Below are 24,078 nucleotides of genomic sequence, written 5' to 3'. Positions count from 1 at the left end.
AGCAGGACCAGCAGCAGCAGGACCAGCAGCAGCAGGACCAGCAGCAGCAGGACCAGCAGCAGCAGGACCAGCAGCAGCAGGACCAGCAGCAGCAGGACCAGCAGCAGCAGCAGACCGGCCGCCGCCGCAACTGACAACGACAACTAGGTACGGAGCCCTGCCGCAACCGGAGACCGAACCCCGCGGGGCCGCGCCACTTCTGACATGGCGCCGCCCCGCCGGGGACCCCCCGTCGGAAACCGGCCGCCGTCCACCCCCCTGAGGACGGCACCCGCGGCAGGCGGCTCGAGCAAGGTATCGGCTGACGAAAGGAGGCGGATTTCCCTCGAGCCGGGTTACCAGCTCCGCCACCGGGTGGCGCGGACCGACTCGGGTCTCCGCCCACCTCCCCGATGGCCCTGACCGGGAGCGCGGTCAGGGCCATCGGCATGCCCGGCCGGCTCAGAACGGCAGGAGGTCCCGCAGCCCGAACCCGTCGTCCACGGTCACGTCCGGCGCGGGGTGAGCCGCCGGATCCTCGCTCGCCGTACGCCGGGAACGCAGCAGGATCGCCGCCGCGGTCTCGGCGCGACGCGCGCAGAGGATGTCGCGCTGATAGCTGTCGCCGACGAACCAGCAGCTCTCCGTCGGTACGCCCAGCGCCCGCGTGGCATGCCAGATCATCTCCGGGTTGGGTTTGCGGACACCCACCTCGTCGCTGTAGATCTGCGCCGCGAAGAGTCCGCCGACCCCCGCCTTCGCCAGGAAGTCGCGATGGGCGGCGCCGCAGAGCGTGTTGCTCACCACGGCCATCGGCAGGCCGGCCGCGCGGGCCGCCCGCAGCGCCTCCGGGATTCCGGGGCGCAGCGCCCAGGTGGGACGCCAGGTCCAGTCGTAGCTGAGCTTGGCGGCGTTGACGCGTACGGCGTCCTGCGCGCGCTGCGGCCAGCCGGTGGTGACGAAGCGGCGCCAGACCTCCGCGTGGGCCAGCTCGAACGGCTCGTCGAGGTCACGCCAGGCGGCGTACGCCTCCGCGCCCTCGACGAGCGACCGGTTGATCTCGCCCGGGCTCAGCACCCCACCGGTCAGGTTGTAGAGCCGCAGCACCAGCTCGGGCGGCGCGTGGTCGTGGCGGGCGGCCTCGGCCAGCACGCCGCCGAAGTCGAGGAGCAGGGCGGCGGGGGAGGGCAGCATCGTCACCGGGCGTTGAGGGTCCAGGCGCGGACGCCGCCGACGATGCCCGCCGTGTTCGGCACCACCACGACGTCGTCGCCCATCCGGGCCAGCTGGGTGGGGGTGATCAGCCGGGAGTTCCCGCCGCCGAGGTAGAGGCGGTCCCACAGGAAGACCGGCCGCAGCCCCTCCACCACGTTGCGGACCCGGCGGGACCAGAGCGCGTCGCCGAGCCGGCGCCGTTCGTGCTCGCCGATGTAGGTGTCGTAGCTCATCCCCCAGCGCACCGGCGCCTGCGACATCTCCAGGTGCGGTGCGAGGGCGCCGCCGTCGAACAGCGCACAGCCGAGACCGGTGCCCAGAGTCAGGATCAGCTCGCACCCGGTTCCCGCGACCACCCCGGCGCCGTGCACCTCGGCGTCGTTGAGCACCAGCGTGGGAAGCCCGAAGGCCTCGGCCAGCGCGGTTCGCGCGTCGAACCCGTACCAGGCCTCCACCAGCTCGGGGTCCACCTTCGTGCGCGGCCCGCTGCGGGTGACGTAATGCGGCGTCGCCACGACGACGCCGTGCCGCAGCATGCCCGGCATGCCGACGGTCACCCGGTCGGCGGTCGGCAGCCGCTCACCGAGCCCGAGCAAGGTCTTGACGAAGAGGTCCGGAGGCAACGGGTACGGCGTGGGCACCCGCAACGGCTGCGCCCGCATCGTCCCGGCCTCGTCGAGCACGGACCCCTTGATGCCGCCGCCGCCACAGTCGATCGTCAACGTGAAAGCCACCCGTGCAGTCTGACAGTTGATCCCGATCTCAGAAGCGCGCGAACGAGCGGATCGGCATCCGCGGCCCGAACTTGGGCGCCGCGATACCCCCGGCGGCGAGCAGCTCGCAGACCCGCCCCCGATGCCCCGCGAACGGCGCGAGCAGCTCCAGCATCCGGGCGTCGGTGCCGCGCGCCTCCCCGGCCAGCGCCCACGCGACCGTGTTCGGGATGTGAAAATCGCCGACACTGACGGCGTCCGGATCGCCGTACGCGGTCCGCACCACCTCCGCCGCGGTCCACGGCCCGATCCCCGCGATGGCGGTCAGCCGGCGCGTCGCCTCGGCGCTGTCCGCACAGCGCTCCAGCCGCGCCGCCTCGACGGCACACCGCAGCAGCGCCTGGGTCCGCCGCTGCTCCACACCGAACGGATGGAAGGTCCAGTACGGGGTCGCCGCGACCGCCTCCGGATCGGGCGGAAGCAGCAGCCCGGCCGGTCCCGGAGCCGGCTCCCCGAAATGCTTGACCATCGCCCGGTACGCCCGGTGCGCCTCGATCCCCGTGACCTTCTGCTCCAGCACGGCGCGGATCAGTCGGTGGAACACCTGGCCGGTGGCGGGAAAGCGTACCCCCGAAAAGGTCTTGGCCAGCCGGGCCACCACCGGATGCCGCGCGGCGAGCGCGGGGAAGTCGCCCAGGTCGTCCCGCAACCCGGCGATCGCGTCGGCCTGCTCGACGACCCACCCCGCGCCGGGCCCGTGCCCGGTCGCGGTCAGCTCCGCGCCCACCCTGGCGAGGTGCAGGGAGGCAGGACCGTCGGGGGTACGCGCGGAGAGCCAGAACTCGTTCCCGTCCATCCGCCCACAGGGATCGTGGCGAACGACGAGCAGCGACCGCAGGGTGTAGGCGAAATGATAACCGTCCGGCGCCTTCAGCCTGCGCGTCGCCGTGGTCGTCACCGCGCCACTATACGGCCGGGCCGGTCAGGCGGCGATCGGCTGCGTGGCGCGGAGCCAGGTCAAAGCTTCGGTGGCGTCCAGGGGTGACGAGTAGTAGTAGCCCTGGCCCAGCGGGCAGCCGAGCTGCGCCAGGATCTGCCGGTGGGTGGCGTCCTCGATGCCTTCGGCGACCACCGTCAGGTTGAGGGTCTGTGCCAGGCTGACGATGCCGCGTACCAGGGCGAACTGCTGGTCGTTGCCGACCATGTCGTCGATGAACATCTTGTCGATCTTCAGCACGTCGATCGGGCGCTGGCGGAGGTAGCCCAGGGACGAGTAGCCGGTGCCGAAGTCGTCGATGGCGATGCGGACGCCGAGCTCGCGCAGGGTCTCCAGGTCGGACCAGATCTGCTCGTCGTCGCTGATCAGCAGGGTCTCGGTGATCTCGAGCATCAGCGCCTGCGGCGGTAGGCCCGCGAAGTCCAGCGACGCGCGGACCTGGTCGACGAAGCCGGCCTCGCGGAACTGGCGTACCGAGACGTTGACGCTGACGTACGGCTGGCGGGTGCGGGGGAGGATGCGCCGCCACTGGGCGACGGTGTGCAGGGCCTGGTCGAGCACCCAGCGGCCCATCGGCACGATGAGGCCGCTCTCCTCGGCGACCTCGATGAACTCGTCCGGCGCGATGAGGCCGCGGGTCGGGTGGTACCAGCGGACCAGCGCCTCGAAGCCGACCGCCTCGTCGGTGGCCAGGTTGACGATGGGCTGGTACTGCAGCAGGAAGTGGCCCTCGTTGACCGCGTGGTCGAGCGCCGAGCGCAGTTCGAGGCGTTCCACCATCGCGCCGTGCAGGTGGCTCTGGTAGCGGCGCCACTGGTTCTTGCCGGCGCCCTTGGCGACGTAGAGGGCCAGGTCGGCCTGGCGCAGCAGCTCGTCGGCGTTGTCCGCCTCCGGGGTGGTGGTGATGCCGATGCTGGCCACGGCCTGCAGCGCCTCGCCGTCCACGATGATCGGCTGGGCGAGGGCGGCCAGGATGCGGTTGGCGGTCTCCTCCACGGCGCCGGGGTCCTGCACGTTCTCCACCAGGGCGGCGAACTCGTCGCCGCCGAGGCGGGCGGCCGTGTCGTCGCTGCGCAGGGCGCCCGCGATCCGGGCCGCCACCTGGACGAGCAGCTGGTCGCCGACGGCGTGGCCGAGGGTGTCGTTGACGATCTTGAAGTCGTCGAGGTCGATGAAGAGCACGCCGACGACCGAGCCGTCGCGGGCGGCGCGGGCCAGGGCGTGCTGCAGCCGGTCGGCGAAGAGCACGCGGTTGGCCAGGCCGGTGAGGGCGTCGTGGAACGCCTGGTGGGTGAGCTCGCGCTCGAGCTGGCGGCGCTCGGTGACGTCGCGCAGGGTGACGACCAGGCCGGCGACGGTCTGGTCGGCCCGCAGGTCGCGGCAGTGCATCTCCAGCATGACTTCGGTACGCCGCCGGCCGACGGCCCGGAAGTCGATCCCCTCCTGGGTGGCGTGGCCGGTGCGGACGGCGGTGAGCACCTCGGCCAGCCGCTGGCGGTCGCCCGGATGGATGATGTCGGGCAGCGTGGCGCCGACCGGGTCGCCGCCGAGGACGTGGACGGCGGACGGGCTGGAGTAGCGGACCCGGTCCTCGTCGTCGACGATGAGGATGACGTCAGACGTGTTGAGCACCAGGGTGCGGAAGTAGGTCTCGCTGTTGCGGCGGATGACCTCACCGCTCAGCGCGATCCGCTCGAGTGCCAGGGCGACCTGGGTAGCGAGCACCTCCAGGGCGCGCTGCAGACCCGACAGCGCCCACGTGGGGCCGCCGACGTGCAGGACGCCGACCAGCGGGTCCCCGTTCGGGCGGTCGGCGAGCACCAGCGGGCAGCGCAGCACCATGTTGAACTGGGTGAGCCGGACGGCCACCGCCCAGTCGACGTCGCGGGTGGCGACCAGGCGGGCGGAGGTGCCGGCGGCCCGGTCCTGGGCCGACTGGGCCGCGGACTCGGGCGAGATCGGCTGCTCGGGCTCGGTGAACGCCATCGCGAGGACGACCCGGTGCGGCACGTCGGAGGGCAGCAGCTGCGCGACGGCCTTACGGACCGCGTCGGCGACCTCGTCGGCGTCCGCCGCCGAGACCAGCGCCGCGGAGGCCTCGCGCAGGCCGCGCTCGCGGGCGATCGCCAGCCGGTGGCTCGCCATGATCCCGGCCATGCGGGCCAGGACCAGCAGGAACGTGCAGGCGCTGAGGGCGGCGATGAGCTCGATGTCGGGTACGCGCCCGTCGACGCCCACCTGGAAGACCAGCACGGCCGGGGCGACCATGGAGGCCACGGCGAGCAGGGCCAGCCGGATGCGGCCCAGGTCGGCGGAGGGCTTCGAGGCGGTGCGGGTCAGCTCGGCCATCGAGGGAAGCAGGGCGGCCAGGCCGACGCCCGCGTACAGGGGGATCCGGCCGAACACCGCCACGTTGCTGAGGTCGTCGTGCCGGGCCGCCAGGTTGGTGACGACGTCGGCGAGGAGCATCGCGAGCACGCCGGCGGCCAGCGCGCCGGCCGCGGTCAGCCGGCGGCCGGAGGCGGTCAGCAGGCGGGACAGCAGCCCGAGGCAGAGCAGTCCGCCGACCGGGAAGGCGACGGCGATCCAGCGGTCGCTCGCGGACAGGGCGGTGTCGCGGATCTGCGGGCCGATCACGAAGGTCCACGCGAGCAGCCCCACGCCGCAGGTGACGGTGAGGGCGTCGAGCAGGTCGCCGCGGTCGCGCCGCCCACCGGTGCGGTGGCGGATGAAGAGGAACAGCGCGAGGGCGAGGACCGGATAGAAGGTCAACAGGAGGGCCGTACCGACGGCGGGGAGCCAGTCCAGCAGCTCGGTGCCACGGGCGGCTGAGCCGATCGCGGACAGCGAGACGGCGACGCCGAGGAGCTGCCAGGGCGCCCGGTGCGCCGGGCGGTGCCGGCGGACGCCCCAGGTCAGGGCGAGGACCGCGCAGGCACCGGCGGCGAGCCGGATCGGGGTACGCCACTCCGGCCCGGCGGCGAAGAGGATGCCGAGACCGGCCATCGCGGCGCCGAAGAGGGCGGCAGCCAACCGTGTCGGCATGTCCTCCCCTCCCTGGGCTGTCCGGCGACACTGGGACCCTGATCGGTATCGCGGGGGCCCAGCTGAGCAGAATCGCGGGGTGTCCAGCGCTACCGAGTTCGTCCGGGCCCACACCCGGCTCGCGTCCGTACCGTTTCTGCCGGAGCTGGTGTTGCACCAGGCCGACGAGCCGATCGCGCTCTGGGAGCGCACCGAGGCGGGCGGTACGCAGCAGCCGCCGCCGTTCTGGGCCTTCGCCTGGGCCGGGGGCCAGGCGCTCGCCCGGCACGTGCTGGACGAGCCGGAGCTGGTGTCCGGGCGGGCGGTTCTCGACCTCGCGACCGGTTCGGGCCTGGTGGCGGTGGCGGCGGCCCGGGCGGGCGCGCGGCCGGTGGTGGCGAACGACATCGACCCGTTGTCGCTCGCCGCGGCGGAGGCGAACGCGGCGGCGAACGGCGTACGCGTCGAGCTGGTGGCGGGCGATCTGCTCGGGAGCGACTACCCGGAGGCCGGCGTGGTGCTGGCGGGGGATGTCTTCTACAGCCGGGAGATGGCCGCTCGCGTGCTGCCGTTCCTGCGCCGGGCCGCGCGCCGGGGAGCGTTGGTGCTGGTGGGGGATCCGGGGCGGGCGTACCTGCCGGGCGACGGGATGGTGCGGCGCGCGACCTACGACGTACCCGTGAGCGAGGCGCTGGAGAGCGTGCCGGTGCGCCGGACCAGCGTCTGGCAAGTCGCAGATTGTTGAACAACTCTTGTGTGATCGTTGAACAATCCCTAGCGTCGACGGTGCCTCCATCGAATCCGACCGATCCAGGAGTGCTCATGCCGACGGACACCACCGCTCGCACCCGAACCCGCCGGACCGCCCTGATCGGGGCGATCTTCCTCATGGCCACCAGCGCCATCGGCCCCGGCTTCATCACCCAGACGACCACCTTCACGGCGAAGCTGGGCGCCGCGTTCGCCTTCGGCATCCTGGTGTCGATCCTGGTGGACTTCGTGGTCCAGATGAACATCTGGCGCATCGTCTCGATCAGCGGCAGGCGCGCCCACGAGATCGCCGACGCCGTCGTCCCCGGCGCCGGCCGGCTGCTCGCCGCCCTCGTGATCCTCGGCGGCCTCGTCTTCAACATCGGCAACGTGGCCGGGTCCGGGCTGGGCCTCAACGCCGCGCTGGGGCTCGACCCCAAGCTCGGCGGCGCCCTCAGCGCGCTGCTCGCGATCGTCGTCTTCACCGTACGGCGCGCCGGCATGGCGATGGACCGGCTGCTCATCGTGCTCGGCGTGGTCATGATCCTGCTGACCCTCTACGTCAGCATCGTGTCCCAGCCCCCGGTGGGCGACGCGCTGCGGCAGACGGTGCTGCCCGACGACGTCGACTTCGCCGCCATCACCACGATCATCGGCGGCACGGTCGGCGGCTACATCACCTACTCCGGTGCGCACCGGCTGCTGGACAGCGGCACGACCGGCCCCGAGCACATCCGCGAGGTCACCCGCGGCGCGCTCACCGGCATCGCGGTCACCGGCCTGATGCGGTTCCTGCTCTTCCTGGCCATCCTCGGCGTGGTCGCCGGCGGCGTCGCCCTCGACACCAGCGGCAACGCGACGGCGCAGGCGTTCGAGTCGGCCGCCGGTGAGGCCGGGCAGCGGGCGTTCGGCGTCGTGCTCTGGGCCGCGGCCATCACCTCGGTCGTCGGCGCGGCGTTCACCTCCGTGTCGTTCCTGAACGCCTTCTCACCCGCGCTCGGGGAGGGCCGGCCGCGCTCGTGGGCGACGGTGGCGTTCATCGCGCTCACGACGGCCGTCTACCTGATGGTCGGCACCGCGCCGTCGGCGCTGCTGGTCTTCGCCGGCGGTTTCAACGGGCTGATCCTGCCGATCGGGTTCACCATTCTGCTGTACGCGGCCTGGCGGCGCCGCGAGCTGCTCAAGGGGCACGCGTACCCGGCCGGGCTGCTCGTCCTCGGCGTCCTCGCGGCGGGCCTCACCTGGTACATGGGCGTCACCTCCGCCCGCACGATCTTCGACTACCTGGCCGGCTAAGGAGAGCCATGGACCTCAACAGCGACCTCGGCGAGAGCTTCGGCACCTGGCGGCTGGGGGACGACGCGGCGATGCTGGAGCTCGTCAGCAGCGCGAACGTGGCGTGCGGCTTCCACGCCGGCGATCCGCGTACGTTGCTGGCGACCTGCGAGCGGGCGGTGGCCCGGGGCGTGGTCATCGGCGCCCAGGTGAGCTACCGGGACCTGGCGGGCTTCGGCCGGCGGTTCATCGACTACGAGACCGAGGAGCTCGTGGCCGACCTGATCTACCAGATCGGTGCGCTGGACGGGCTCGCCCGGGCCGCCGGCGACCGGGTCCTCTACGTCAAGCCGCACGGCGCGCTCTACAACGCGGTCGTGCACCACGAGCAGCAGGCCGCCGCCGTGGTGGACGCGGTCCGCCGGTACGACCCCGACCTGCCGGTGCTGGGCCTGCCCGGGTCCGCTCTCCTGCAGCTGGCGGAGGAGGCGGGGCTGCGCACCGTACGGGAGGCCTTCGCCGACCGCGGCTACCACGCCGACGGCACCCTGGTCTCCCGGCGTGAGCCCGGTGCCCTGCTCGACGACCCGGCCGAGGTCGCGCGGCGCATGGTCCGCCTGGCCACCGAGCGCACCCTGGAAGCGGTCGACGGCTCGGTGATCAAGGTCGAGGCGGACTCGATCTGCGTGCACGGCGACTCGCCGGGAGCCGTCGGGATGGCCCGGGCCGTGCACGACCAGCTCGTCGCGGCGGGCGTACGGATCGCCGCCTTCGCCGGAGTGGAGGCATGACGAGGTTCCTCACCTGCGGGCGGGAGGCCGTGCTCGCGGAGGTCGACGACCTCGACGCGGCCCTCGCCCTGTACGCCGCCCTGCGCGCCGCCCGGCTGCCCGGCGTCGTCGACCTGGTGCCGGCGGCCCGTACCGTGCTCATCCGGCTGGATCCGGCGGTGACCTCGCCGGCCGCGGTCCGGGAGGCGACGGCCGCGCTGGAACCCGAAGGTCCCGGACGTGCCGATGCCGGCACCGTCGAGATCCCCGTGGTCTACGACGGTCCGGACCTGGCCGAGGTGGCCGGGCACCTCGGCATCACGCAGGACGAGGTGGTGGCCCGGCACACCGGCGCGCGGTGGACCGTCGCGTTCGCCGGGTTCGCGCCCGGTTTCGGGTACCTGACCGGGGACGACGCCACGCTGGACGTACCCCGGCGCAGCTCCCCGCGGACCCGGATCCCGGCGGGGTCGGTCGGGCTCGCGGGCCGTTTCTCGGGGGTCTACCCGAACGACAGCCCGGGCGGCTGGCAGCTGATCGGCAGCACGACCGAGCGCATGTGGGACCTGGCGCGGCCCGAGCCGGCCCTGCTCGTCCCCGGCGTCCGGGTGACCTTCAAGGCGGTGCGGTGATGCGGATGACGATCGTGCGTACGGGACCCATGACCGTGCTCAAGGACGCGGGGCGGCCGGGGCACGCGCATCAGGGAGTGGCACCGTCGGGCGCGGTGGACCGGGGCGCGTACGCGCGAGCCAACGCGCTCGTCGGCAACCCGCCCGGCACCGCGGTCCTGGAGTGCACCCTCGGCGGCCTGCGGGTGTCCTTCGACGAGCCGGCGGTGCTCGCGCTGACCGGCACGGACGCGGTGCTCACGGTGGACGGCACCCCGGCGGCCCCGGAACAGCCGACGACCGTGCCGGCGGGGGCGGTCGTCGCGGTCACCATGCCGAGGCGCGGTCTGCGCAGCTATCTCGCGGTACGCGGCGGCATCGACGTCGCGCCGGTGCTGGGTTCCCGCTCCACCGACCAGCTGGCCGGCGTCGGCCCGGCCCGGCCCGCGCCCGGGGACGTCCTCCCGATCGGCGAGCTTCCCGTCGTCGAGACGCGGGCCTTGCCGATTTCGGACAGGCAGGGACCGCTCGAGGTCGACCTCGGCCCGCGCGACGACTGGTTCACCGCCGAGGCGATCGAGACCTTTCTCAGCGCCGAGTACACCGTCTCGCACGCGAGCAACTCGGTCGGGCTGCGCCTCGACGGCCCGCCGCTGGCCCGGTCCCGCACCGAGGAGCTTCCCAGCGAGGGCGTGGTCCGCGGGGCGGTGCAGGTTCCACCGGACGGCCGCCCGATCATCTTCCAGGCCGACCACCCGGTGACCGGCGGCTACCCGGTGGTCGCCGTTCTGACCCCGGAAGCGGCGGACCGCGCGGCCCAGCTCCGTCCGGGCGCCCCCATCCGCTTCACGCGCGCGCCCGGCTGATTGACTGAGGTCGTGACGACCCTGGAGCAGCCGGGTTCCGCCGCGCGCGCGGTGCAGCAGCTGCGCAACGCGATGATCAACGGGGAGCTGACGCCGGGCACCCGCCTCGCCGAGGCGTCGCTGACCGGCCCGCTCGGCGTCTCCCGCAACACCCTGCGCGAAGCCTTCTCCACGTTGATCGAAGAGGGCCTGCTGGTGCGCCACCCGCATCGCGGCGTGTTCGTGGCGACGCTCAGCCCGGCTCAGATCGCCGACATCTACCGGGTCCGCGTGCTGCTCGAATGCTCCGCGCTCGCGCAGGCGCCCACGGACCCGCCGCGCGCCGGGGAGATGCGGGCGGCGGTCCACGAGGCTCGCCGCGCCGCCGAGGCCGCCGACTGGCGTGGGGTGGGCACGGCGAACATGCACTTCCACGAGCAGATCGTGGCGCTCGCCGGAAGCCCGCGCCTGGACGCCTGGATGCGGCAGCTCACGGCGGAGCTGCGGCTGGCCTTCGTCGCCGCACCGGATCCCGAGGCGCTGCACCGCCCGTTCGTGGCGATGAACGAGGACATCACCGCGGTGTACGAGGCGGGTGACGCGGCACGCGCGGCGGACATGCTGCGCGAGTACCTCCTGACGTCCGAGCGGGTCGTCCTGGGAAGCCTGCCGTAGCCGGCTACGTACCGTCATCACCGGGTGCCGGGGCGCTGAATATGTCATTCGCCCTATCCCCGGGCGGGTGCTGCGGCACTAGGTTCGCCAGCCATGACTGTGAAGCGCGGCAAGCTCATCGCACTGATCGCCCTGACGACGGCGGCTGCCTTGACCGGCTGCGGAAGCGCGGACGACGAGCCGGCGGCGGTAGCGTCCGTCGCCGCCCCCGCGCAGGGAACGACCACCCCCGCCGAGGACAGTGCCCCCGCGGCGAAGCCGGACGTCCCGGAAGCCTGCGACCTGCTCTCCGCCGCGGACATCAAGAAGCTGACCGGGCTCGTGGCGTCGGTCGGGACGGACACGCCGGACCGGTGCAACTGGGTCGTGGAGAAGCCCAAGGACAGCCACTACCACGCGCTGACCATCGGCGTGGAGGGGTACGCCAGCGCCGAGGAGGCCAAGAAGGAGTTCCACTGGTTCGTCAAGGAACCGGTGCAGGGCATCGGCGAGGAGGCGTCGATCGGCGACAACGGTCTGTTGGAGCTCACGGTCCGCGTCGGCGCCGCGAAGATGACGATCAGTGAGCAGAACCCGGCCATCACCCGGGACGTGCTCCTCGAGCTCGGGCGGGTGGCGGCCCGCAACGCCGCCTGACCGGCTCCTCATACTGGCTGCTCCGCGTCCGCTCAGTACGGGTTCCCCGTGCCCGGCAGGCGGCCGCGGAGCACGCCGCCGAGGCGGCCCGGGCGGTCCGGTCGTGCGGTCAGCGGCGGGCTGTCCGTGTGCGCCCGCTCGGCCATGCCCGCGACCAGCTCCTTGAGGGCGTGCACGGCGCCGGTCAGCGGCCGCCAGCCCAGCTCGGCCGCGATCCGGTCGCAGGACATCAGCGGTGCCTTGAGGCCCAGCTTGACCCAGCCCACGTCCACCGGCTGCAGGTGCAGGCGCCAGCTCAGGTCGGCGGCCCCGCGCAGCAGAGCTCCGGGTACGGGCACCTCCCGGCCGTGGAACGCCTGCGCGGCGACGGCCGGGTCCAGCACCGGCCCGGCGGCCACGTTGAAGGCGCCACGGACGTCGGTCTGCAGCGCGCGGGCGTACGCGTCGGCCACATCGTCCGCGTGCACCGCCTGGACCCGCAGTCCCGGGTGGGACGGGATGAGCGGGATGCGGCCGTACCGGAGAAGCCGGGCCGGCAGCAACGGCCCGGCGAAGTAGCGGCCGATCTCGGTGCCGACATCCCGCTGGAAGATCAGGCCCGGCCGCAGCCGGACGACCCGCAGCGTGGGGTGGTCCGACTCGACCCGGTCGAGCATCGCCTCGACCAGCGCCTTGTGCCGGCTGTAGGAGGAACCCCGCACGCCGGTCCTCGGGTACGCCTCCGTCACGTAGGCGTTCTTGGGGCCGGGCGCATAGACACCGACGGACGACGCGTAGACCAGCGACGGAACGCCCGCCCGCAGCACGCCCTCGACGACCGCCCGGCTGCCGAGCACATTCGTGCGGTGCAGGACGCGCTGGTCGTGGCTCGGCTGGATCTGCCAGGCGAGGTGCACGACGGCGTCCGCGCCCCGGAACACCTCGGTCAGGTGCCGGGCGGCGTCGGGCGCGCCGATGTCGCAGGAGTGCCATTCGACCGCGTCGTAGGGCGGCGCATCCGTGCCGGGCAGGCGCCGTACCACCCCGGCGAGGTCCATGCCCGGCTCGTTGCGCAGCCGTCGCAGCAGGGCCGTGCCGGCGTTCCCGGTCGCTCCGACGATCACCACTCGCATGCTTCAGGCGTACCCGGAGCGGTCCGTGTCGAACCTAGCGGCGGGCCGCTTTGCCCGCGTACATCCGGTCCGTGGCACCGGGCAGGAGGGCGGCCGCCAGCATCGAGGCGCGGTAGCGCCCGGGGACCACGATGCGCCGCCGGGGCCGCCGCAGCGCGCGCTCGACGGCGTCCACCACGATCTCCGGGCCGGGCAGGCGGTCGGCGTGGCGGGCGTTCATCTCGGTGCCGATGCGCCCGGGCTCGATGAGCGTCACACCGATGCCGGTGCCGGCCAGTTCGCGCCGGACCGAGTCGGTCATGCCGCGCAGGGCGAACTTCGTCGCCGAGTACGCGCCCCCGATGCCGACCTCGCCGGCGACCGAGCCGATGTTGACGATCGCGCCGGAGCCGGCCGCCCGCATGACCGGCACCACCTCGCGCATGAGCCGGATGGGCGCCAGCAGGTTGACGTCGACCATCGCGGTCAGCGTCGCGTCGTCGATGAGGACGGTGTCCGGCCCGCCCAGCCCGGCGTTGTTGACGAGCGCGTCGATCCGGCCGGTGCCGGCGCGGGCGGCGGCGACCAGGGCTTCGATCGCGGCCGGGTCACGCAGGTCCGTGGGGACGGCCAGTGCCGCGCCGCCGTTGGCCTCGATCGCGGCGGCCACGGTCGCGAGCTCCTCGCCGCGGCGGGCGGCGAGCACCACGGTCGTGCCCGGGCGGCCCAGCCGCAGGGCGGTGGCGCGGCCGATTCCCGCCGACGCTCCGGTCACGATCACGACGCGCAATGGTCCTCCGTCCGATACGTCAAAACGGCGCCGCCGGGGCGGCGACGCCGTTTCGCGGTCGAGGGAGAATCTAGCGCTTGCTGTGGTACGCCTCGACGATGGAGCTCGGGATGCGCCCGCGCTCCGACACCTCGTATCCGTTCTTGCTCGCCCACTCGCGAATGGCCTGGTTCTGGTCGCGGGTCGCCCGGCCGGTGCTCGCCGGGGCGGTGCCGCGCCGGGCCGGACGGGCCTCGGAGCCGCTGCGGCCGACGCGCGTGGCGGCCGACAGATACGGGTCCAGCGCCTTTCGCAGCTTGCCGGCGTTCTTCTCCGACAGGTCGATCGTGTAGTTGACACCGTCGAGTCCGAATTCGACGGTGCGATCGGCCTCGCCGCCGTCGAGGTCGTCGGTCAGAAGGGTGATTACCTGCTTGGCCATGATGTGGTCGCTCCTACAGCGGTGCCAATGTCTGTCTCAAATTCCGCCTATTCATTCTGTCGGCCGGAAGGTGTGGAGGCAAATTGTCGCGGGCGCATGTCGCGTTCCCATCCGGTGATATTGCCCGGGGGAACCGGCGCGGAAGTGGCGAAAAGGCGATGTCCGCGCCGGCGGGGGGCTGCCGCCGGCGGCCGGCTCACGAAACTTCGCCGCAACACTTCTCAGGTCTGTCAATCTGTTGTACGTTGCTTGGGAGCGCTCCCAAAAACCCGTCCCCCCGGGATCCCTTGCCCAAGGAGCTTTCATGAGACGTGCCATCCGTGCCGTCGCCGCGGCCCTTCTCCTCGCCGCCGCCGGTGTGACGCCATTCGTCCTGGCCGGTCCCGCGCAGGCCGACACGCAGATTTGCGAGCAGTACGGATCGACCACGATCGGCGGCCGATACGTGGTGATGAACAACCGCTGGGGCACGACCGCCGAGCAGTGCATCAATGTCACCGGCACCGGATTCGCCATCACGAGTCAGCAGGGTGTCGGCAGCACCAGTGGCGCCCCGGTCTCCTACCCCGCGGTGTACTACGGCTGCCATTACACGAACTGTTCGCCGGGCACCGATCTGCCGCTGCAGCTGAGCGCCATCAACAGCGTGACCAGCAGTATCACGTACAAGTATGTGAGCGGGGCCACTTACGATGCCGCGTACGACATCTGGCTCGACCCGACGCCGAAGCGCGACGGGGTCAACGCCATGGAGATCATGATCTGGTTCAACCGGCAAGGCTCGATCCAGCCGATCGGCTCCCCGGTGGGCACCACCACCATCGGCGGCCGCAGCTGGGAGGTCTGGCGCGGCAACAACGGCGCCAACAACGTCATCTCGTACGTGGCACCGTCGCCGGTCACCAGCTGGACCTTCAGCGTCCTGGACTTCATCAACGACACGAAGAACCGCGGCGCCGTCACCAGCTCCTGGTACCTGACCAGCATCCAGGCCGGCTTCGAACCCTGGATCGGCGGCGGCGGGCTGGCGGTCGAGAACTTCTCCGCAACGGTCAACGGAGGCGGGACCCCGCCGCCGCCGTCCGACCCGACCACCCCGCCGACCGCATCCTGCCGGGTCACGTACGCGGCGGACAGCTGGAGCAACGGCTTCGTGGCGAACGTGACGGTCGCCAACACCGGCAGCAGCCCGATCAACGGCTGGACGCTGGGCTTCACGCTGCCCGCCGGTCAGGCCGTCACGAGCTCGTGGAACACCACGCTGACGGGATCCAGCGGGGCGATCACGGCTCGCAACGTCGGGTACAACGGCAGCCTCGCGGCGGGTGCGAGCACGTCGTTCGGGTTCCAGGGCACGCTCAGCGGGACGTTCTCGGCACCGTCCGCGTTCACGCTCAACGGTGCGGCCTGCACGAAGGCCTAGCCACGGGGGACGCCAGCCCCGCCCCGTCGCCGATCAGCCCGGCGGCGGGGCGGCCGGCGTCCAGCGCAACGCCGCCGGCGCGTGCTTCGGCACCGCCGGTGTACGCGGTGCCACCGGCTCGACCCGCTCGTACCCCGTCCCGAGCGCCGGCCGCGGATCCGGATCGCCGTTGTTGGGCCAGAACGACATGGCTCGCTCCGCCAGCGCGGTGATGGTCAGCGACGGGTTCACCCCCAGGTTCGCCGGGATCACCGAGCCGTCCGCCACGTGCAGTCCCGGGTAGCCGTACACCCGCTGGTACGCGTCGACCACCCCGCTCTCCGGGGAGTCGCCGATCGTCACGCCGCCGAGGATGTGGGCGGTCATCGGGATGTCGAACACGTCGCCGATCGCGCCGCCCGGGTGGCCGCCGATCGCCTTCGCGATGCGCCGGACCGCCTCGTGGCCGACGGGGATCCAGGTCGGGTTGCCGGGGCCGTGGCCGGGACCCGTGGTGAGCCGGCCGCGGCGGGTCCGGCGTACCGTCAGGGAGTTGTCCAGGGTCTGCATGACCAGCGCGATGATCGTGCGGTCGCTCCAGCGCCGGTTCGACAGCGTGCGCAGCAGCAGCATCGGGTGCCGCAGTGCCTGCCCGAGGAAGCGCACGGGCCGGGGCACCCGGCCGCCACCGTCGACCAGCAGGGTGGTGAGCAGGCCCATCGCATTGCTGCCGGGCCCGTAGCGGACCGGCTCGATGTGGGTGTCGGCGTCCGGGTGGAACGACGACGTGATCGCGACTCCCCGCGAGAAAGGCTCCGACGGTACGCGGGGAGCCTGCGCACCCAGCAGCGCCTCGGAGTTGGTGCGCGTCAGCGACCCCAGCCGCGGCGACAGCGCGGGCAGGACGCCGGTGTCCCGCATCGCGTGCAGCAGCCGTTGCGTGCCGAGCGCTCCGGCCGACAGCACCACCTGTTCGGCGGTGAAGACCCGGCGGCGGGTCTCCACGCGCCAGCCGCCGTGCACCGGTCGCAGCGCCGTCACCTCGGTGTCCGGGTGCACGGTCGCGCCCAGCTTCTCGGCGAGGTGCAGGTAGTTGAGGTCGAGGCGGTTCTTGGCGCCCAGCCGGCAGCCGATCATGCAGTCGCCGCACTCGGTGCATCCGGTCCGGTCCGGACCGGCACCGCCGAAGTACGGGTCCGGCACGGTCCTGCCCGGCTCGCCGAAGAAGACCCCGACCGGCGTACGGCGGAACGTCCCGCCCACGCCCATGTCCTTGGCGACCGCCTCGACGACCCGGTCGGACGGTGTCATCGACGGCTGGACGGTGACGCCGAGCATCCGGGACGCCTGGTCGTAGTGGGGTTCGAGCTCGCGGGCCCAGTCGGTGATCCCGGCCCAGCGCTCGTCGGCGAAGAACCGGGCCGGCGGCTGGTAGAGGGTGTTCGCGTACACCAGGGAGCCGCCGCCCACGCCCGCGGCCGACAGCACCACGATGTCCTTGAGCAGGGTGATCCGCTGGATGCCGCGCAGCCCGAGGGCCGGCGCCCACAGGAAGGCCCGCAGGTCCCACGAGGTCTTCGGCAGCGTCTCCGGGGTGTAGCGCCGGCCGGCCTCGAGCACGCCGACCCGGTAGCCCTTCTCGGCCAGCCGCAGCGCCGTGACGCTGCCCCCGAACCCGCTGCCCACGACGACGATGTCGTAGTCGGTCATGGGACACACTCCACCATGCCGCGGGGTGTTACACCAGAGGTGAATTTGTCTCATGCCAGGCTGGTGGCGTGAACCGGCGGCGGCGCAAGAAGCTTCAGCGGCGGCTCGTGGAGGCCGCGGGCTGGGCCGGGCACGCGGAGGTCGCCCGGCTGCTGCGGGCGGGGGCCGACCCGAACATTCCCGACGTTCACGGCACGACCGCGCTGTACCGGGCGAGTGTGCAGAACGCCTTCGTCACCGTGCGGGTGCTGCTCGCGGCGGGTGCGCGTACCGATGTCGAGAGCGGGACCGGCGAGGAAGGCCTGCCGCTCTGCGCGGCCGCGGCCTGGGGTCATGAGGAGACGATGCGGGAGCTGCTCGCCGGTGGCGCCGACCCAGAGCTGCGGGAGGACCACGGCAGCGGACGCAACGCGCGCGAGTGGGCCGCTACGCGTTCTTGAGGATGTCCACCGCCTGCTCACGCATCTCGACCTTGCGGACCTTGCCGGTGACCGTCATCGGGAAGCCGTCGACCACGTGCACGTAGCGGGGCACCTTGTAGTGCGCCAGCCGGCCCGCGCAGAACTCCCGCACCGCCTCCGCCGTCAGCGGCTCCGCTCCCGGGCGCAGCACGACCCAGGCCATGAGCTCTTCGCCGTACTTCTCGTCCGGGACGCCGATGACCTGCACGTCCACGACGTCCGAATGGGTGTGGAGGAACTCCTCGACCTCCCGCGGGTAGACGTTCTCGCCGCCGCGGATGACCAGGTCCTTGATCCGGCCGACGATGCTCACGTAGCCGTCGGTGTCCATCGTGGCCAGGTCGCCGGTGTGCATCCAGCGGGCCGCGTCGACGGCCTCGGCGGTCGCCTCCGGCTGGTCCCAGTAGCCGAGCATCACCGAGTAGCCGCGGGTGCAGAGCTCGCCCGGCTCGCCGCGTCCGACCACCAGGCCGGTCGCCGGGTCCACGACCTGCGACTCCAGGTGCGGCATCACCCGGCCGACGGTCGCCGTACGCCGCTCGAGCCCGTCGTCGCGGCGCGTCATCGTCGACACGGGTGACGTCTCGGTCATGCCGTAGCAGATCGCCACCTCGCTCATGTGCATCTCGGCGACCACGCGCTTCATCACCTCGACCGGGCAGGGCGAGCCCGCCATGATCCCGGTACGCAGGCTCGACAGGTCGTACTCCGCGAAGTCGGCCAGTCCCAGCTCGGCGATGAACATGGTCGGCACGCCGTACAGGGAGGTGCAGCGCTCGTCCGCGACGGCCCGCAGCGTCGCCGCGGGGTCGAAGCCCTGCGCGGGCAGCACCATGGTGGCGCCGTGCGAGGTCGCCGCGAGGTTGCCCATCACCATGCCGAAGCAGTGGTAGAGCGGCACCGGGATGCAGATGCGGTCCTGCTCGGTGTAGCCCAGAAGCTCGCCGACGAAGTAGCCGTTGTTGAGGATGTTGTGGTGCGACAGCGTCGCGCCCTTCGGGAACCCGGTCGTCCCCGAGGTGTACTGGATGTTGATGGGGTCGTCGAAGGACAGCTCCGCGCCGAGCTCGCCCCCGCCGGCGGTCAGCGCGTCCCAGTCGTCGGTGCCGATGAACACCGTCTCGCCGAACCCGATCTCCGCGATCATCGACCGGTAGTCGCTGGTCTTGAAACCGACCGCGCTCACCAGCAGCCGCAGCCCCGACTGCCGGACGACGTAGTCCAGCTCGTGCGACCGGTACGCCGGGTTGATGGTCACGAGGATCGCGCCGATGCGGGCGGTGGCGTACTGCACGAAGACCCATTCGGCGCAGTTGGGCGCCCAGATGCCGACCCGGTCACCCTTGGCGACGCCGCGGGCGAGCAGGCCGCGGGCGACGTCGTTCACGGCCGCGTCGAACTGCGCGTACGTCCACCGCCGGCCCGACGGCACGTCGACGAGGGCCTCGCGGTCGCCGAACGCCGCGACCGTGCGGGCGAGGTTGGCGCCGATCGTCTCACCGAGCAGCGGCACGTCGGAGGTCCCGGAGGCGTAGGAGAGCATGACTGCAGCATGAGCCCGCGGGGCGTGACGCCACCACCCCCGTACAGGGGTGGACCCGGGCTCCGGCGCGGGACATGCTGGTGAGGTGCTCGAGACAGCCGACCTGACCGCCGCCCTGGGCCGGATCCGGCGGGTCACCGGGCTGCCGGTCGCGTTCGGCGGCGCGGTCGCCGCCGACGGCCGGGCCATGCGGCTGACCGACTTCGCGGGCACGACGACCCTCGCCCTGCACGGCCTGGTGGTGGGCGCCGGCAACGGGCTCGGCGGCCGGGTCCTGACCACGGCCCGCCCGGCGGGCGTCGAGGACTATGCCGCGGACCCGCGGATCAGCCACGAGTACGACAAGCCGGTGACCGCCGAGGGCCTGCGCGCGATCGCCGCGGTGCCGGTCGCGGTGGGAACCTCCGTGCTCGCCGTCCTCTATGCCGGCACGCGGGAACCCCTGACGGTGGGCGCGCGGGCCTGGGACGCGATGAGCCAGGTGGCGGCCCGCCTCGCGACAGAGCTGACGGTACGCCGGGAAGTGCGGCGCCGCCTCGACGAGATCGAAGCAGCGGCCGCCGTCTCCCGGGGCGCACAGTGGGAGGACGTCCGGCAGGCCCACGCCGACCTGCGAGCGATCGCCCAGGAGGTGGCCGACCCGGTCCTGCGGGCCCGCCTGCGGCAGGTGTGCGCGCTGCTGGCCCAGCCCGGCGGTGACCCGCGCACCGCCAACCCGCTGTCGCCGCGCGAGCTCGACGTGCTCGCGACGGTGGCGATGGGCTGCAGCAACGCCGAGGCGGCCCGGCGGCTGGGCCTGCTCCCCGAGACGGTGAAGAGCTATCTGCGCAACGCCATGCGCAAGCTCGGCACGCACACCCGGGCCGAAACCGTGGTGACCGCGCGCCGTCTGGGTTTCCTGCCCTAGGGTCAGGGCCGTGAAGAGACCGACGATCGCCGATATCGCCCGCGAGGCCGGCGTCTCCAAGGGCGCGGTCTCGTACGCGCTCAACGACCGCCCCGGCGTCTCCGAGGAGACCAGGGCGCGGATCCTGGCGATCGCCGACCGGATGGGCTTCCGGGCCAGTGCCGCCGCCCGCGCGCTGGCCGGAGCCCCGGCCCACGTCGTCGGTCTGGCGCTGCGCCGCCCGGCCAGCACGCTCGGGGTGGAGCCGTTCTTCATGGAGCTGATCAGCGGGCTCGAGGCGGAGCTGTCCACCCGCTCGTACGCGCTGCTGCTGCAGATGGTCCCGGACGACGACGGGGACGCCGAGATCGAGGTCTACCGGCAGTGGTGGATCGAGGGGCGCGTCGACGGGGTGCTGCTGTGCGACCTGCGCGCCGACGATCCGCGGGTGCCGGCCGTCGAGCGGATCGGCGTACCGGCGGTGGTGGTCGGGCCGCCCACGCCCGGGGCCGAGGTGGCGAGCCTGTGGTCCGACGACGCCGTGTCCGTGGCGAGCGCGGTGGAACACCTGTCCGGGCTGGGCCATCGGCGCATCGCGCGGGTCGCCGGGCTGCCGGGGCTCGCGCACACCGCCGCGCGGACCCGGGCCTTCGCCGAGCTCGGGCTGACCGAGGCGATGACGGTGTTCACCGACTACACCGGTGCGGCGGGGGCGCGCGCCACCCGGCAGCTGCTCACCGGCGATGCCCGGCCGACCGCCATCGTCTACGACAACGACGTCATGGCGATCGCCGGGCTGTCCGCGGCGCGGGAGCTGGGCCGGGACGTGCCGGCCGAGCTGTCCATAGTGGCCTGGGACGACTCGCCGATGTGCGGGCTGGTGCATCCGCCGCTGACCGCCCTGACCCGCGACATCCACGCGTACGGCGCGCACGCGGCCCGGCTGCTGCTGGCGGTGATCGCGGGGGAGCGGATCGGCGCCCGGCTCGACGAACCCGCCCGGCTGCTCGTGCGCGGCAGCACCGCCCCGCCGCCCTGAGGTCAGGCCGGTCCGGTGCTCCCGCGAACCTCCAGCCGGCCGCCCGAGGCCTGCACCGGGGGAGCGAGCTCGCCCTCGATGGCGGCCAGCAGCCGGGCGGTCGCCAGGGCGCCGTAGCCGGCGATGTCGCGGTGCACTGCCGTCAGCGGCGGCCCGACCACCTCGCACAACGGCGAGTCCTCGCAGGCCACGATGGACAGTTGGGCCGGCACGGCGAGGCCCAGCTCGCCGGCGACGCCCAGTCCGGCGATCGCCATGATGTCGTTGTCGTAGACGACCGCCGTGGGCCGGTCGGCGAGCCCGAGCAGCTCCCGCGTCAGCCGCGCGCCGGAGTCACCCGTGTAGTCGCCGCGCACGATCGTCGTGCGGACCCCGCGGACCGAGGCCTCGGACCGCAGCGCCTCGTCGCGGATCTCGGTGTGCAGCATGCCTGCCGGCCCGCTCACCCGGGCGATGTGCCGGTGCCCGAGCGCCGCCAGGTATCGCGCCAGCTCCCGGGACCAGTCGCGGTCGTCGCACCACGCTCCGGGCAGCCGGTCGTCGTACGCGCTCCCGACCAGCGCGGCGGGCAGGCCCAGCTCCCGCACCGCCGCGATCCGCGGATCGTCGACGCGCGGATCGAAGATCAGCACCCCGTCCACCCGCCGCTCGGCGCTCCACCGGCGGTGCACACGCACCTCTTCGCCGATGTCCGCGACCATCTGCAGGGCGAGCGCGAAGCCAGGCCCGGACAGCTCCGCCTGGATGCCGGCGATGAGCTGCCGCCGGAACACCTCGAGGGTCAGCGCGGCGGACGAGCGCAGCAGCACCAGCCCGATCGCCCGGGCCGCGGCGCCGTGCATGGCCAGCGCGGGCCCGTTGGCCCGGTAACCCAGCTCCCGGGCGATGCCCAGGATCCGCTCGCGGAGGTCCGCCGACACGCCGGGACGGCCGTTCAACGCGTACGAGACGGCGATGCGGGACACACCGGCGCGCCGGGCGATGTCGGCCATCGTCGCTGCGCGCACGGTCCTACCGTAGTGCGTCCGCGACACTGCACTGCTGCGCGGCGTCTATCCTCCGACCATGATGCGCAAGGTGGTCGTCACTCCCGACGGTGTCCAGGTGGTGCCGGCCGCCGAACCGGTGCCCGGGCGGGGCGAGGTGCTGGTGCGCACCGCCGTCTCCGGCGTCTGCGGCTCGGACACGCACGCCCTGCACGGCCGCCACCCCAACGTCACCCCGCCGTACGCGCCCGGCCACGAGGTCGTCGGGGTCGTGCTGGCCGCCGGCGCGGACGTCACCACCGTCCGGCCCGGCACCCGCGTCACCGTCGAGCCGGACCTGCCGTGCTGGACGTGCAAGCAGTGCCGGGCGGGCCGCGAGAACCTCTGCGAGAACCTCGGGTTCTTCGGTTGCGGCTCGGACCAGGGCGGCATGGCGGACCTCTTCACGATCGACGCCCGCCGCCTGCACGCCGTGCCCGACGAGCTCGACGACCCGACCGCCGCGCTCATCGAGCCACTGGCGACCCCCGTGCACGCCACCCGCCTCGCCGGCCCGCTCGACGGCAGGGCGGTGGCGATCCTGGGCGCCGGCACGATCGCTCTGCTGACCCTTCGGGTGGCCCGGCTCCGCGGCGCGCGGCGCATCGTGATGACGGCCCGGTCGTCGCAGAGCCGCGAGCGCGCGACGGCCTTCGGCGCGGACGCGGTGGTCGACGCCACCGCCCCGGACGCGGCCGAGCAGGTGCGGGCGGCGCTGGGCGAGAGCGCCGACGTGGTCTTGGACTGTGTCGCCGAGGAGTCGACGCTGCACCAGGCGCTGGCCATGGCGAACAAGGGCGGCACGGTGGTGGTCGTCGGCGTGCCGCCGGGCGACGTCCGCGTGCCGCTCGCCCTGGTGCAGGACAGCCAGCTCCGCATCCAGGGCAGCGCCACGTACCTGCCGGCCGACTACGACGAGGCGATGGTCCTGCTGCGCGACGGCGTGGTGACGGCGGCGGACTTCGTGACGGCGATCCGGCCGCTGACCGAGGCCGCGGAGGCTTTCGCGGACGCGGAGAGCGGCAGACACGTCAAGGTGCTGATCGCGCCGGACCCGGCCACCCTGCGCTGAACCGTCAGCGCAGCAGGACGGCGATCAGGTCCGCGCCGAGCGCCGCCGTCGCGGACAGGTCCAGCTGATGGCTGACGTAGCGTCCGCGCCGGGTCGTCACGGTGAGACCCGCCTTCTTCAGGACCGCCAGGTGCCGCGAGACCTCCGGCGCGCTCAACTGCCATGCCTCGGCCAGCTCGCTCGTCGTCCGCGGCCCGCGCGCCAGCGTCCGGCACAACCGCAGCCGTACGGGATGGGCGAACGCGTCGATCCGCCGCTGCACCACCTCGAGGCGCACCGGTTCGTCAGCCGCGATGGGGTACTGCACGACCGGGCGGCGGCCCGGAGCGTGCACGGCGACCAGGTGCGGACGGCCGAAAGCGGTGGGGATGAAGGTCAGCCCGTCCTCGGCGTGGGTCCAGTTGTCCTGCAGCTTGTCCAGCACGATCCGGGTCCCCGCCAGCGTCATCGCCGGGGACATCACCGCCAGCGCCGCCTCCAGCCCCTGCCGCTCGTGCAGGTCGGCCACGCGCCGGGCATCCGCCGCGAGGGGGAACGCCACCCGCCGCCAGGCCTCACCGAAGAACTCCTCGACGCAGTCCTCCAGCAGGCGCCGTACGCGTACCCGGACCGGGCCGGGATCGTCGAGCAGCCGTTCGGCGAAGGCGGCCTGGACCGGTCCCCGGGCCCGCGCCAGATCCCTGAGCCGCCCGGGCTCGGTACGGCGGAACGACAACCGTGAGCTGCCGCAGGTGGTGACGAGCGCGTCCGCCACATAGACCTCGTCGCTGAGGGCGTCGACGTCGTCCAGCTCCTCCGCGAGGGTCGCGCGCGGCCGGGCCGGCACCAGGAAGTCGGCACGCGACGAGTGCCACAGGAACTCGGCCTCGAGCAGGCGGTCGGTGAACGACGGCTTGCACCCGGCCAGCACGCCGGCGGCCCAGGGCTGCAGCGCCGGGTGGTGCGCGGGCGAGGCCAGCACGTGCAGCATCGCACCCAGCTCGGCCAGCGGGGACGCCGCGAAGACGCAGCGTTCCGCGGGCACACCGGTGATGTCGATCGTCAGGGCCACGCGGCCATTCTCGCGCCGCTGCGCCCGTACGCCCGCGCCAGTTGACGGGAACCGTCAATCCGCAAGCCATCCGGGCCCGTCGGGGCGGACGGTCGGC

23 protein-coding genes are annotated in these 24,078 nt (G+C 73.0%); 12 read left to right on the top strand and 11 right to left on the bottom strand.

Features of this window, described 5'->3' with window-relative positions:
• Positions 1 to 441: 441 nt before the first annotated feature.
• Genes AB0J80_RS06570 through AB0J80_RS06555 form a run of 4 tightly spaced genes read right to left on the bottom strand, consistent with a single transcriptional unit; the run spans position 442 to position 5,949 of the window.
• Complete coding sequence (locus AB0J80_RS06570; protein ID WP_364701320.1) at positions 442 to 1,173, bottom strand: HAD family hydrolase; 732 nt, start codon at positions 1,171 to 1,173, stop codon at positions 442 to 444.
• Positions 1,174 to 1,175: 2 nt separating this feature from the next.
• Positions 1,176 to 1,928 carry an ROK family protein gene (locus tag AB0J80_RS06565; protein WP_364701081.1) on the bottom strand — a complete coding sequence of 251 codons (753 nt, stop codon included), beginning with the start codon at positions 1,926 to 1,928 and terminating at the stop codon, positions 1,176 to 1,178.
• 28 nt (positions 1,929 to 1,956) lie between these two features.
• Positions 1,957 to 2,865, bottom strand: a complete 909-nt coding sequence (locus AB0J80_RS06560) for a DNA-3-methyladenine glycosylase 2 family protein (RefSeq protein WP_364701079.1) — start codon at positions 2,863 to 2,865, stop codon at positions 1,957 to 1,959.
• Positions 2,866 to 2,889: 24 nt separating this feature from the next.
• On the bottom strand, positions 2,890 to 5,949 hold the full coding sequence (locus tag AB0J80_RS06555) for an EAL domain-containing protein (protein ID WP_364701077.1): 3,060 nt from the start codon (positions 5,947 to 5,949) through the stop codon (positions 2,890 to 2,892).
• Positions 5,950 to 6,028: 79 nt separating this feature from the next.
• On the opposite strand from AB0J80_RS06555, the gene AB0J80_RS06550 reads away from it, so the two are divergent.
• The 7 genes from AB0J80_RS06550 (at position 6,029) to AB0J80_RS06520 (ending at position 11,490) form a co-directional block, all read left to right on the top strand.
• A complete protein-coding gene (locus AB0J80_RS06550; protein WP_364701075.1) occupies positions 6,029 to 6,673 on the top strand; it encodes a 50S ribosomal protein L11 methyltransferase in 645 nt (214 codons plus the stop codon).
• A 77-nt stretch (positions 6,674 to 6,750) separates the two neighbouring features.
• A complete protein-coding gene (locus AB0J80_RS06545; RefSeq protein ID WP_364701073.1) occupies positions 6,751 to 7,974 on the top strand; it encodes an NRAMP family divalent metal transporter in 1,224 nt (407 codons plus the stop codon).
• Positions 7,975 to 7,982: 8 nt separating this feature from the next.
• Entirely contained in the window at positions 7,983 to 8,744 is a 762-nt protein-coding gene (locus AB0J80_RS06540; protein WP_364701071.1) for a 5-oxoprolinase subunit PxpA, read from the top strand.
• Entirely contained in the window at positions 8,741 to 9,355 is a 615-nt protein-coding gene (locus AB0J80_RS06535; RefSeq protein ID WP_364701069.1) for an allophanate hydrolase subunit 1, read from the top strand. Before AB0J80_RS06540 ends, AB0J80_RS06535 begins: the two co-directional genes overlap by 4 nt.
• Positions 9,356 to 9,360: 5 nt before the next feature.
• Positions 9,361 to 10,200 (top strand): biotin-dependent carboxyltransferase family protein, encoded by an 840-nt coding sequence (locus tag AB0J80_RS06530; RefSeq protein ID WP_364701067.1) that lies wholly within the window; start codon positions 9,361 to 9,363, stop codon positions 10,198 to 10,200.
• 12 nt (positions 10,201 to 10,212) lie between these two features.
• Positions 10,213 to 10,854 (top strand): GntR family transcriptional regulator, encoded by a 642-nt coding sequence (locus tag AB0J80_RS06525; protein ID WP_364701065.1) that lies wholly within the window; start codon positions 10,213 to 10,215, stop codon positions 10,852 to 10,854.
• A gap of 93 nt (positions 10,855 to 10,947) precedes the next feature.
• Positions 10,948 to 11,490 carry a hypothetical protein gene (locus tag AB0J80_RS06520; protein WP_364701063.1) on the top strand — a complete coding sequence of 181 codons (543 nt, stop codon included), beginning with the start codon at positions 10,948 to 10,950 and terminating at the stop codon, positions 11,488 to 11,490.
• 32 nt (positions 11,491 to 11,522) lie between these two features.
• Here AB0J80_RS06520 and AB0J80_RS06515 read toward each other — a convergent pair whose 3' ends face one another.
• The 3 genes from AB0J80_RS06515 to AB0J80_RS06505 all read right to left on the bottom strand — a co-directional run bounded on the left by AB0J80_RS06515 (position 11,523) and on the right by AB0J80_RS06505 (position 13,792).
• The gene (locus AB0J80_RS06515; RefSeq protein WP_364701061.1) at positions 11,523 to 12,602 is read right to left on the bottom strand and encodes an NAD-dependent epimerase/dehydratase family protein; all 1,080 of its coding nucleotides are present in this window, start codon (positions 12,600 to 12,602) and stop codon (positions 11,523 to 11,525) included.
• Between the two features lie 34 nt (positions 12,603 to 12,636).
• The gene (locus AB0J80_RS06510; protein ID WP_364701059.1) at positions 12,637 to 13,362 is read right to left on the bottom strand and encodes an SDR family oxidoreductase; all 726 of its coding nucleotides are present in this window, start codon (positions 13,360 to 13,362) and stop codon (positions 12,637 to 12,639) included.
• 79 nt (positions 13,363 to 13,441) lie between these two features.
• Entirely contained in the window at positions 13,442 to 13,792 is a 351-nt protein-coding gene (locus AB0J80_RS06505) for an Lsr2 family protein (RefSeq protein WP_364701057.1), read from the bottom strand.
• 304 nt (positions 13,793 to 14,096) lie between these two features.
• On the opposite strand from AB0J80_RS06505, the gene AB0J80_RS06500 reads away from it, so the two are divergent.
• Positions 14,097 to 15,215 carry a cellulose binding domain-containing protein gene (locus AB0J80_RS06500; protein ID WP_364701055.1) on the top strand — a complete coding sequence of 373 codons (1,119 nt, stop codon included), beginning with the start codon at positions 14,097 to 14,099 and terminating at the stop codon, positions 15,213 to 15,215.
• A 33-nt stretch (positions 15,216 to 15,248) separates the two neighbouring features.
• Here AB0J80_RS06500 and AB0J80_RS06495 read toward each other — a convergent pair whose 3' ends face one another.
• The gene (locus AB0J80_RS06495; RefSeq protein WP_364701053.1) at positions 15,249 to 16,904 is read right to left on the bottom strand and encodes a GMC family oxidoreductase; all 1,656 of its coding nucleotides are present in this window, start codon (positions 16,902 to 16,904) and stop codon (positions 15,249 to 15,251) included.
• Between the two features lie 68 nt (positions 16,905 to 16,972).
• Between AB0J80_RS06495 and AB0J80_RS06490 the strand changes: the two genes are divergently transcribed.
• Positions 16,973 to 17,344 carry an ankyrin repeat domain-containing protein gene (locus AB0J80_RS06490; RefSeq protein ID WP_364701051.1) on the top strand — a complete coding sequence of 124 codons (372 nt, stop codon included), beginning with the start codon at positions 16,973 to 16,975 and terminating at the stop codon, positions 17,342 to 17,344.
• On the opposite strand, the gene AB0J80_RS06485 is transcribed toward AB0J80_RS06490, so the two are convergent.
• Positions 17,331 to 18,908 (bottom strand): AMP-binding protein, encoded by a 1,578-nt coding sequence (locus AB0J80_RS06485; protein WP_364701049.1) that lies wholly within the window; start codon positions 18,906 to 18,908, stop codon positions 17,331 to 17,333. The genes AB0J80_RS06490 and AB0J80_RS06485 overlap by 14 nt on opposite strands.
• 85 nt (positions 18,909 to 18,993) lie before the next feature.
• Between AB0J80_RS06485 and AB0J80_RS06480 the strand changes: the two genes are divergently transcribed.
• Together AB0J80_RS06480 and AB0J80_RS06475 are read left to right on the top strand one after the other, a co-directional pair.
• Complete coding sequence (locus tag AB0J80_RS06480) at positions 18,994 to 19,815, top strand: LuxR C-terminal-related transcriptional regulator (RefSeq protein ID WP_364701047.1); 822 nt, start codon at positions 18,994 to 18,996, stop codon at positions 19,813 to 19,815.
• 10 nt (positions 19,816 to 19,825) lie between these two features.
• Positions 19,826 to 20,833: a LacI family DNA-binding transcriptional regulator gene (locus AB0J80_RS06475; protein WP_364701045.1), complete on the top strand. Its 1,008-nt coding sequence runs from the start codon at positions 19,826 to 19,828 to the stop codon at positions 20,831 to 20,833.
• A gap of 2 nt (positions 20,834 to 20,835) precedes the next feature.
• On the opposite strand, the gene AB0J80_RS06470 is transcribed toward AB0J80_RS06475, so the two are convergent.
• Positions 20,836 to 21,840: a LacI family DNA-binding transcriptional regulator gene (locus tag AB0J80_RS06470; RefSeq protein ID WP_364701044.1), complete on the bottom strand. Its 1,005-nt coding sequence runs from the start codon at positions 21,838 to 21,840 to the stop codon at positions 20,836 to 20,838.
• A 58-nt stretch (positions 21,841 to 21,898) separates the two neighbouring features.
• On the opposite strand from AB0J80_RS06470, the gene AB0J80_RS06465 reads away from it, so the two are divergent.
• On the top strand, positions 21,899 to 22,930 hold the full coding sequence (locus tag AB0J80_RS06465) for an alcohol dehydrogenase catalytic domain-containing protein (RefSeq protein WP_364701042.1): 1,032 nt from the start codon (positions 21,899 to 21,901) through the stop codon (positions 22,928 to 22,930).
• A gap of 4 nt (positions 22,931 to 22,934) precedes the next feature.
• Here AB0J80_RS06465 and AB0J80_RS06460 read toward each other — a convergent pair whose 3' ends face one another.
• Entirely contained in the window at positions 22,935 to 23,981 is a 1,047-nt protein-coding gene (locus AB0J80_RS06460; protein ID WP_364701040.1) for a DUF5937 family protein, read from the bottom strand.
• Positions 23,982 to 24,078: the final 97 nt, after the last annotated feature.

This window comes from Actinoplanes sp. NPDC049548, from assembly GCF_040676695.1.
Classification (GTDB): domain Bacteria; phylum Actinomycetota; class Actinomycetes; order Mycobacteriales; family Micromonosporaceae; genus Actinoplanes.
Note: the sequence above shows the minus strand (reverse complement) of the source record. Positions and strands in the feature narration are given on the sequence as shown.